At 68.8% G+C, this 8,529-nt stretch carries 6 protein-coding genes and 1 pseudogene; 2 read left to right on the forward strand and 5 right to left on the reverse strand.

Features of this window, described 5'->3' with window-relative positions:
• Both G6020_RS06935 and G6020_RS06940 read right to left on the reverse strand, forming a co-directional pair.
• A pseudogene (locus G6020_RS06935) lies at window positions 1-521 on the reverse strand (lipid-transfer protein); the annotation flags it as partial.
• Between the two features lie 10 nt (window positions 522-531).
• Entirely contained in the window at window positions 532-1,593 is a 1,062-nt protein-coding gene (locus G6020_RS06940; protein ID WP_347238327.1) for an OB-fold domain-containing protein, read from the reverse strand.
• 88 nt (window positions 1,594-1,681) lie between these two features.
• On the opposite strand from G6020_RS06940, the gene G6020_RS06945 reads away from it, so the two are divergent.
• Window positions 1,682-2,716 carry an LLM class F420-dependent oxidoreductase gene (locus G6020_RS06945; protein ID WP_182610119.1) on the forward strand — a complete coding sequence of 345 codons (1,035 nt, stop codon included), beginning with the start codon at window positions 1,682-1,684 and terminating at the stop codon, window positions 2,714-2,716.
• A 13-nt stretch (window positions 2,717-2,729) separates the two neighbouring features.
• On the opposite strand, the gene G6020_RS06950 is transcribed toward G6020_RS06945, so the two are convergent.
• Complete coding sequence (locus G6020_RS06950) at window positions 2,730-3,566, reverse strand: DUF1707 domain-containing protein (RefSeq protein WP_182610120.1); 837 nt, start codon at window positions 3,564-3,566, stop codon at window positions 2,730-2,732.
• Between the two features lie 115 nt (window positions 3,567-3,681).
• Here G6020_RS06950 and G6020_RS06955 point away from each other — a divergent pair, with 115 nt between their 5' ends.
• Window positions 3,682-5,325, forward strand: coding sequence for an acyl-CoA synthetase (locus G6020_RS06955; RefSeq protein WP_182610121.1), 1,644 nt, complete (start codon window positions 3,682-3,684; stop codon window positions 5,323-5,325).
• On the opposite strand, the gene G6020_RS06960 is transcribed toward G6020_RS06955, so the two are convergent.
• Window positions 5,294-6,931 carry a HAMP domain-containing sensor histidine kinase gene (locus tag G6020_RS06960; protein WP_182610122.1) on the reverse strand — a complete coding sequence of 546 codons (1,638 nt, stop codon included), beginning with the start codon at window positions 6,929-6,931 and terminating at the stop codon, window positions 5,294-5,296. The two genes, G6020_RS06955 and G6020_RS06960, sit on opposite strands and share 32 nt — an antisense overlap.
• Window positions 6,928-8,370: a glycosyltransferase family 2 protein gene (locus G6020_RS06965; protein ID WP_182610123.1), complete on the reverse strand. Its 1,443-nt coding sequence runs from the start codon at window positions 8,368-8,370 to the stop codon at window positions 6,928-6,930. Before G6020_RS06965 ends, G6020_RS06960 begins: the two co-directional genes overlap by 4 nt.
• Between the last annotated feature and the right edge of the window lie 159 nt (window positions 8,371-8,529).

Below are 8,529 nucleotides of genomic sequence, written 5' to 3' on the forward strand. Positions count from 1 at the left end.
GTGGTGCGGGCGGCGACGGCGGCCATGTCCGCCTCCGACCAGTGTCCGGCGTCGACGCCGGCGCGGGCCTGCAGGGCGGCCATGTGGTGGCGGCCGGGCCACAGCGGGGCAACCGTGTACGGGTCGAGCTGCAGTGCCAGGGCGGTGTCGAGGTCGGTGCTGGCCGAGGCTTTGCCGAACCCGTAGACGAGCGCGGTGTCGGCGTGGCCGGACGCGATCTTGAGGTAGGCCTCGAAAAGTGCCCAGGCGGCGTCCATCTCCACGTGCGACTCGGAGATCGGCGGCATGGCCCCGATCGAGTCGACGGCGGAGATGAAGGAGAAGGCGCGGCCGGCCAGGTAGTCCGACGAGCCGGAGCACCAGAAGTCGATGTCGGTGCGCTTGAGCCCGGTCTGCCGGTAGCACTCGGCGAAGACCGGCGCGAGCATCTCGACACCGTTGGTGGTGCCGAAGGTGGACTCGGTGTGGCGGGCGTGGGCGAAGCCGACGACGGCCACGTCCCGGGGTGCGGTGTGGGTCACGAGGTGTCCTCTACAGGTGCTCGGCGTAGTTGGCGTGGTCGGCCGGGTCGGTGGCGGGTTCGCCGGAGGGCTCGAAGTGGGCTATCGCCTTCATTGATGCCGGACGCTCGGACTCGGGGGTCCACACGGCGCGGACCCGCATCCCGATGCGCACCTCGGCGGCCTCGCAGCCCAGGACCAGGTGCTGAATGGGCACGTGAGAACCGTCGAGGAGAATGTAGGCGGTGACGTACGGCGGCTTGATCTGCTGCCCGGCGAACGGCACGTTGACGATTCCGAAGGTGGTGACGGTTCCGACGTCCGCCACCTCCACGTACTCGCCCATAGCCACCCCGTCGGAGGGGCAGTAGTCGCGGGGCGGGACGTAGACCTCGGGGCCGTTGGAGCGGCGCCGCCCCAGTATGCGGCCCTGCACGATGGCGCGGAGGAACTCGCTCTCGGCTGGTGCGGCCGTGTGGGTGACCGACATGCCGATCGGGGTGACCACGCCGGTGACGGGCTCGTCCGCCGGGGAGTCGACGCCGACGGGCGCGGCAGCAGCGTTGTTGCCGTCGTCGTCGTTGTCATCGTGCCCGGTCTTTTCCTGTGCGGCGGGGACCACGGAAACGATGTCGTGGACGTTCCCAGCGCGTTCGTCGGCCCACCGCACGCGTACACGCATCCCGGTTGACACGGCGTCGGGGGCATCGGCGGTCAGAGGTAGGAGCATCGCGGTGTCGGCGCCGTCGAACCGGACGAGCGCCCACGCGAACGGGGAGTCAACCGGGTTCACGTCGGTGGGTGTGGAGACCCACGACCATGTGACGACGACGCCTTCGATCCCGTCGCCCGAGCCGACCTCGACCAGGTCGTCGAGGGCTTCGCGTGTGTAGGGGTCGTACTCGACCGGGGGCACGTGCACGGTCCCGTTCGAATCGCGGTTTCCCACGATCCTGCGGTCGCGGAGGCCGGTGAAGAACGCTCCCAGCACCGGCCCGGTCGACCTGGTGTAGTCGAAGGAGGGCGTGAGGGACGCGGACAGCACGGGCTGGTCCGGCGGGGCGATGTCGACAACGATTTCTCTGGACGTCACGCCCGCAAGTAGAACACGTTCCACCTATCTGTGTGTGATTTTCTGTGGTCGGTATCAGGCGAACGGCGACGTGGGTCACACTATGGACATGAAATTCGCCTTGCAGCTCGGATACTGGGGCGCGCAGCCGCCCACCAATCACGCAGACCTCGTGGTGGCCGCGGACAAGGCGGGCTTCGACACCGTCTTCACCGCCGAGGCCTGGGGGTCGGACGCCTTCACCCCGCTCGCCTGGTACGGCTCGCTCACCGAGAAAATCCGGCTGTCGACGGCGGTGGTGCAGCTCTCGGCGCGCACGCCCACGGCAACCGCGATGAGTGCCATGACGCTCGACCACCTCTCCGGCGGCCGGTTCGCGCTGGGGCTGGGCGTCTCCGGGCCGCAGGTCGTGGAGGGCTGGTACGGGCAGTCGTTCGCCAAGCCGTTGGCTCGTACCCGCGAGTACATCGACATCATCCGCAAGGTCCTGCGTCGCGAGGAGCCCGTGACCTCCGACGGCCCCGCATACGCGCTGCCGTACCAGGGTGACGACGCCTCCGGCCTGGGCAAGCCACTCAAGTCGATCGTGCACCCGCTGCGCGAGGACGTGCCCATCTGGCTGGGCGCCGAGGGGCCGAAGAACGTGGCGCTGGCCGCCGAGATCGCCGACGGCTGGCTCGGATTCCTCGCCTCCCCGCGCACCGCCGAGGAGTTCAACTCTTGGCTGGACGAGGGCTTCGCCCGGCCCGGCGCGCGCCGCTCCCGCGAGGACTTCGAGGTGGCGTTCCTGTGCCAACTCCACATCACCGACGATCGCCGCAGTGTGATCGACGGCTACAAGCCCTTCACCGCGCTGTACGCCGGCGGCATGGGGGCGGAGGAGAAGAACTTCCACGCCGAGGCGTTCCGCCGGATGGGGTTCGGCGAGGACGTGGACCGGATTACCGAACTGTTCCGCGCCGGCCGTAAGGACGAGGCTGCGGCCGCCGTGCCGGACGAGATGGTCGAGGCCACGGCGATCATCGGCGACGAGACGTCCGTCCGCGAGCAGATCGCCGAGTGGGAGGCCGCCGGTATCACGATGCTCGTAGTGACCGCGCGCACGGTCGAGCAGGTTGAACAGATCGGCCGTCTGATCGGCTGAGGTCCGCCCGCGCTCAGTCGGGCTTGTCGGCCTTCCGGAGCTGGCCGTCGGGGCCGAAGGTAGCCGTGCCGAGGTCTTTGCCATCGTTTAGCGACACCGCATACTCGGGCTCGCCGAGCGGGTCTGCAAACACGCTGATGTGGCTCAGTTTCGCGCCGGACATGTCGAGTTCTCCCGGTGCGGACTCGACCGTCTGCTCGAGCACCGCCGAGTCGATGTCCGCGATCCGGAAGGTGGTCGACTCGGTGCGGGAGTGGAAGCCCGACTGCGTCCACTCGCCACCGCGGAAGATGAAGCTCAGCCGCTTCCCGGGCTCGGCCGGGTCCTCGTACATCGCGCCGGCGCTGGTGCCGTGAATGCTGAACGTGTCCAGGTCAAGGCCTGCGAACTCGGTCTTGGCCGAGTCGATCACGCGCTCCATCCCCTCTGCGGTGAGGAGCGGACCAGGGTCGGAGGCCTGCTCCGTGGTCATGGAGTTCGAGGGGGAGTCCGAGACTGAGGCGGCGATAACCCCGCCGGCTATCGCCAGGACCGCCACCGCGATGCCGATTCCGATGGCCCAGCCGCGGTTCGCATGGCTGCGGTTGCGGCGGGCATCCCACCCGGCGCGTGCGGAGCCGGCGGACGCCTTGTCGTCGTCGTCATCCCGACCCAGTCCCAGGTCGTCGTCACCACCGCGCAGGTCGACCACGAGCGGGCGTAGCTCGTCGATGTACTTGGCCTTGGTGGCGGTCCGGATGCGCTCGAAATGCTCGAAATGGTCGAGCCGGCCTGCCGCAAAGGCCTCGTCGAGGGCTTGCTGGACGGCCGTGCGCTGGGCGTCGGAGGCGCGGTGTCGATGCTTGGCCATGTGCGAGAGCGTAGCCGCCGCGCCCGGTCAGGCCATCTGGGAGGCGTGGATGGTCGCGACGACCGTTATGAAGAAAGTCCGCCACTAAGGTAGAACAGGTTCTACCATGGGGTGTATGAGTGCACCCACGCCTTCCGTTCCCGCCGACGCCGGAATCCCGGACCCGCGTACCGGTGAGCATGTGACCAGCGTTTATCGTATCGCCGACGCTGATCCGGGCCGTGTCGCCGTGATCGAGGGCGGAGCCGCCGACCAGCCCGGCCGCCAGGTGACCTTCGGCCAGCTCGCCGAGGCGGCCCACGGCTACGCCCGCGGCCTGCAGGACCTGGGGCTGAAGACCGGTGACTGCATCGTCCTCCTGGCGCCCAACAGCATCGAGTTCCTCGAGGTCTACTACGCGGCCATCGAGATCGGCCTCTACGTGGCGCCCGCCAACTGGCATCTCACCGGCCCCGAGGTCGCCTACATCATCGAGAACTCCGGTTCGACGGTGTTCATCGCGGACCAGCGGTTCGCCGACGTCGCAGGAGTCGCCGCGGCCGAGGCCGGGCTCGACATGGCCCGCTGCTACGCGATCGGCGACGTGCCCGGATTCCGTCCGCTCGCCGAACTGACCGCCCCGGCCGCGGGTGACGGTGGGGCGGGGGAGGCCTCGTCGTCGTCGCTTCCCTCGGGCCGCACCCTCGGCGCCCCGATGCTCTACACCTCGGGCACCACCGGTCGCCCCAAGGGCGTGCGCAGGCCTCTGACCGGCGCCTCTCCCGACCAGGTGACGGTTCCCAACTATTTCTTCTTCGCCGGCTTCGGCATCCAGGGCGCGGACAACGTGCACATTTGCGGCTCACCGCTCTACCACACGGCCGTCCTCAACTTCGTCGCCATCTCGCTCAACCTGGGCCAGACGGTGGTGCTCATGGACAAGTGGGCCCCGGAGGAGATGCTGCGTCTCATCGACGCCCACGGGGTGACCCAGTCCCACATGGTCCCGACCCAGTTCTCGCGCCTGCTCGAACTGCCGGAGGAGGTGCGCGCGAAGTACGACGTGTCGAGCCTCCGGACGATCGTCCACGGCGCCGCCCCGTGTCCGCAGCACGTCAAGCAGGCGATGCTCGACTGGTGGGGACCCGTCCTCACCGAGTACTACGCCGGCACCGAGGGTGGTGGCTGCACCATCACGGGCGAGGAGTGGCTGCGCAAGCCGGGGAGCGTGGGCCGGCCGTGGAAGACCACCACCCTGAAGATCCTCGACGACGACGGCAACGAACTCCCCGCCGGCGAGACGGGCAACGTCTACCTCCAGATGCACGGGTCCAGGTTCGAATACCACCAGGATGCGGAGAAGACCGCGAAGACCTACGTCGGCGAGCTGTTCACCATGGGCGACATCGGCTACGTGGACTCCGACGGCTATCTGTTCCTGTGCGACCGCAAGAACGACATGATCATCTCCGGCGGTGTGAACATCTACCCGGCCGAGATCGAGTCGGAGATGACCCGCCACGACGCCGTCCGCGACGCGGCGGTGTTCGGCATCCCGCACCCCGACTGGGGCGAGGAGGTCAAGGCCGTGGTCGAGCTGGCCGAGGGGTTCGCCGAATCCGATGAGCTCAAGGCGCAGATCCTGGCCGACCTGTCGGAGAGGCTGGCCAAGTTCAAGATGCCGCGCTCTATCGATGTAGTGGACGAGCTGCCGCGGCAGGCCAACGGCAAGCTCATGAAGCGCACGCTCAAGGATCCGTACTGGGCCGACGCGAGGTAGGCCGGCCGTCGCCCTGCGGGTCGAGGGGGAGGGCGATCCTGAACGTCGTGCCCTCTCCTTCGACCGAGTCGAACGTGAGGCTCCCGCCGTGGCTCTCGGCGATCGCGCGGACGATGCTCACGCCCAGGCCGGTGCCGGGGATCGTGGCGCGCTGGGCGGTGCTCGCGCGGAAGAACCGCGTGCCCAGGTGCTTCAACTCGTCCGCGGGGATGCCGATGCCGGTGTCGGACACCGAGACCGTGGCGGTGGCGGGTACGCCGCCCGACGCCGCGGACGTGGTGAGGGTGACGGTCGCGCGGCCGCCCGCCGGCGTGAACTTGATCGCGTTGCCCAGGAGGTTGGTCACGGCACGCTCGAGGTGGAGGGCGTCGCCCTGCATCTGGACTTCCGCCAGGTCGGAGACCACGGTGAGCTGGGCACGGGCGGCCACCGGACGGAGTGACTCGATCACGTCCGCGACGATCCGGTCGAGCCGCATCGGTGCGAACTCGCACTCCAGCTCTCGGGCCTCGATCCGACTGAGGATGAGCAGGTCCTCGATGAGTCCACGGAGCCTGTTCGCGTTGCGCTCGACGACCGTGACCAGGCGGGCCTGCTCCGGGGCCAGCTCGCCGCCGTCGCCGTCGGCGAGCATCTCGGTGTAGCCGATGATCGATGCCAGCGGGGTGCGGAGCTCGTGGCTGACCGTCGAGAGGAAATCGTCCTTCTGACGGTCCAGTGCCTCGAGTCGTCGGACGTGTTCCTCGCGTCCGGACTCGAACTCGTCGCGGGTGTCGAGCAGGCGGTTGAACGCCTTCGCGAGCTCCCGGACCTCGGCCGGGCCGCGGTCGGTTCGCGCGCGGGCGCCGCTGCTGCGCTCCGTCTCGGCACGTGCCACTCGGTCCAGGTCCTCGATCGGGCCGACGATCAACTCCCCGGCACGTCGGGTGTTGCGGTAGATCCCGTAGGTGATCACCAGGATCACCGAGACCGCCAGGGCCGAACCCAGCAGCAGGACCAGGGTGCGCCAGAGGCGGATCCGTGAGCGTTGTTCGTCGGCGAGGGCGTGGAGCTCGTCCGAGGTGGTGATGAACTCGTCGAAGGCGGCACGCGCGTTTAGGGACTCGGGATTGACGGTCGGGCCGGCTCCGGTGCCGGGCGTGGGCCCGGCGGTCCTCACCACGGAATCCGCGTAGTCCCACCAGGCCTTGGTGGCCGCCGCCACGGTGTCGATGCTGTCGGACAACACGGGGTCGTCACCGGCCACAGTGGAGAGCTCATCGATCGCGGCCTCGGCCTCCTGCTTGCGTTCGGCCAGTCGCTCGGGGGCTCCGGGGAGTGAGTAGGCACGGTCGATCCGCAGGTCGGACTGTGCCCATCTCATAGCGATCACGAGCCTGTTGGTGGTGTCCACGACCGGGGTGTAGATGGTGCTGACACGCTGCGAGAAGCCCCACTGTGTGAGAAGCAGGATCGGTCCGAGCAGTGCCACGACGATCACCAGGATCGCGACCGTGAGACTCGTGCGGCGGATGGTCGAGGTCAGGGGTGTCGCGGGCTGGACGGCGTCCGGGGACAGGCGCGGGCGTCGGTCTCGGCGCCGGGGCCGGGGCCAGGGCGTGGTCATACGGTCTCCTCGGTCTTGAACCCGCGCCTGGTCATGGCGCCCCACTGCTGTTCGGAGCCACGGAGGGACTGCCACCAGCCCTGGAGCCGCCAGATCACGTGGAGCTGCCGGTAGACGATGTTCTCCGCCACCGAGGAGGTGATGAGGGAGAGCAGACTGCCGAGTCGGTTGTAGCGCGAGAAGTACACCTCGTCGACGGCCGCGGCGGTCAGGGCCACCACGATCGCGTAGCCGTACGCCACGGCGAGGAAGAGCCAGAACGTGGTGGGGTTGACCAGGTCCAGGACGAATCCGAGGACCATCAGCACCAGCCCGACGGCCTCGATCAGCGGGGCGAACAATTCGAAGAACCAGTAGTAGGGCACGGCCAGTACCCCGGCGCGACCGTAGCGGGGATTGCCGAACATCACGCGGTGTTTGACGAGGGTCTCCCAGAGTCCGCGGTGCCAGCGCGCCCGCTGCTTCCGCAGGACGGTCAGGGTCTCGGGGACCTCGGTCCAGCACACGGGTTCGGGGACGAAGGTGACCTGGTAGTCCTGCCGGCGTTCGCGCAGTAGTCGGTGCAGACGCATGACGAGCTCGAAGTCCTCGCCGATGGAGTCGGGGTCGAGTCCGCCGACCTCGACCAGCAGGTCGCGTCGGAAGCATCCGAAGGCTCCGGAGATGAGGATCAGTGCCTTGACCTTGGACCAACCGGAGCGGCCGAGGAAGAACGAGCGCAGGTATTCGAGCGCCTGGATCTGGGCGAGGAGGTTGCGCGGCATCCGCACGTCGACGATCCGCCCGTCGCGGATGGTGCAGCCGTTGGCGATGCGGACCACGCCACCGGTCGCGGCGGTGCGGCGCGGGTCGTCGGCGAACGGTTCGGTGACGATGAGCAGGGCGTCCGGGTCCAGGAGGGAGTCCGCGTCCATGCAGATGACGAGGTCCTCGACGGCGGTGTTGATCCCGACGTTGATCGAGTCGGAGCGGCCCGAGTTGGGCTTGTCGACCACCGTGAGTCGGGTGTAGCCGTCGCGCGGAACGTATACGCCGCGCGGGACCTGCCGGGTCTCGATCTCACTCGGCACCTCGCGGTCGGCGCGGACCAGGTCGAAGGCGCGGGTGAGGACCCCGAGGGTGTCGTCCTTCGAGCCGTCGTTGACCACGATCACCTCGTGGCGGTGGTACCGCAGGGACAGCAGGGACCGTGTCGCCTCGACGACCCCGACCTCCTCGTTGTAGGCGGGGACCACCACCGAGACACCGGGCGCCGTGTGGCTCCCGAGACGTTCGATCCGACCGGAATGACGACGACGACGGCGCGTACTCCGGAAGTCGGCGGCCGCGGCCAGCACGAGGAAGAGGTAGGACGAGTTGATCGCCAGGAAGTAGATGAGGATCGGCCAGGCCAGCAGATCGAGCAGGGTGGCCACGAGCGTGCGGACGATGTCGATCATCGCGGGGGCTCCGTCCGGTCGGGTCCTGCGTGGTCGCGCTCAGTCTGGTCGGGTTCTGCCCACCGGGTGGCGGCGAGCTCGTAGAGGTCGGGCCGGCGGTCCCGGATGCCGATCGCGGAGACGGCGCCGAGCGCGGCGCGGGCGGCGAGCGCGGACCGG

The organism is Dietzia sp. B19 (assembly GCF_014145155.1).
GTDB lineage: Bacteria > Actinomycetota > Actinomycetes > Mycobacteriales > Mycobacteriaceae > Dietzia > Dietzia natronolimnaea.

Excerpts from the sequence above, each read along its gene's own strand:
- G6020_RS06945 (WP_182610119.1), top strand. The coding sequence starts at position 1,682 with ATGAAATTCGCCTTGCAGCTCGGATACTGGGGCGCGCAGCCGCCCACC.
- G6020_RS06955 (WP_182610121.1), top strand. The coding sequence starts at position 3,682 with ATGAGTGCACCCACGCCTTCCGTTCCCGCCGACGCCGGAATCCCGGAC.
- G6020_RS06965 (WP_182610123.1), bottom strand. The coding sequence starts at position 8,370 with ATGATCGACATCGTCCGCACGCTCGTGGCCACCCTGCTCGATCTGCTG.
- G6020_RS06960 (WP_182610122.1), bottom strand. The coding sequence starts at position 6,931 with ATGACCACGCCCTGGCCCCGGCCCCGGCGCCGAGACCGACGCCCGCGC.
- G6020_RS06950 (WP_182610120.1), bottom strand. The coding sequence starts at position 3,566 with ATGGCCAAGCATCGACACCGCGCCTCCGACGCCCAGCGCACGGCCGTC.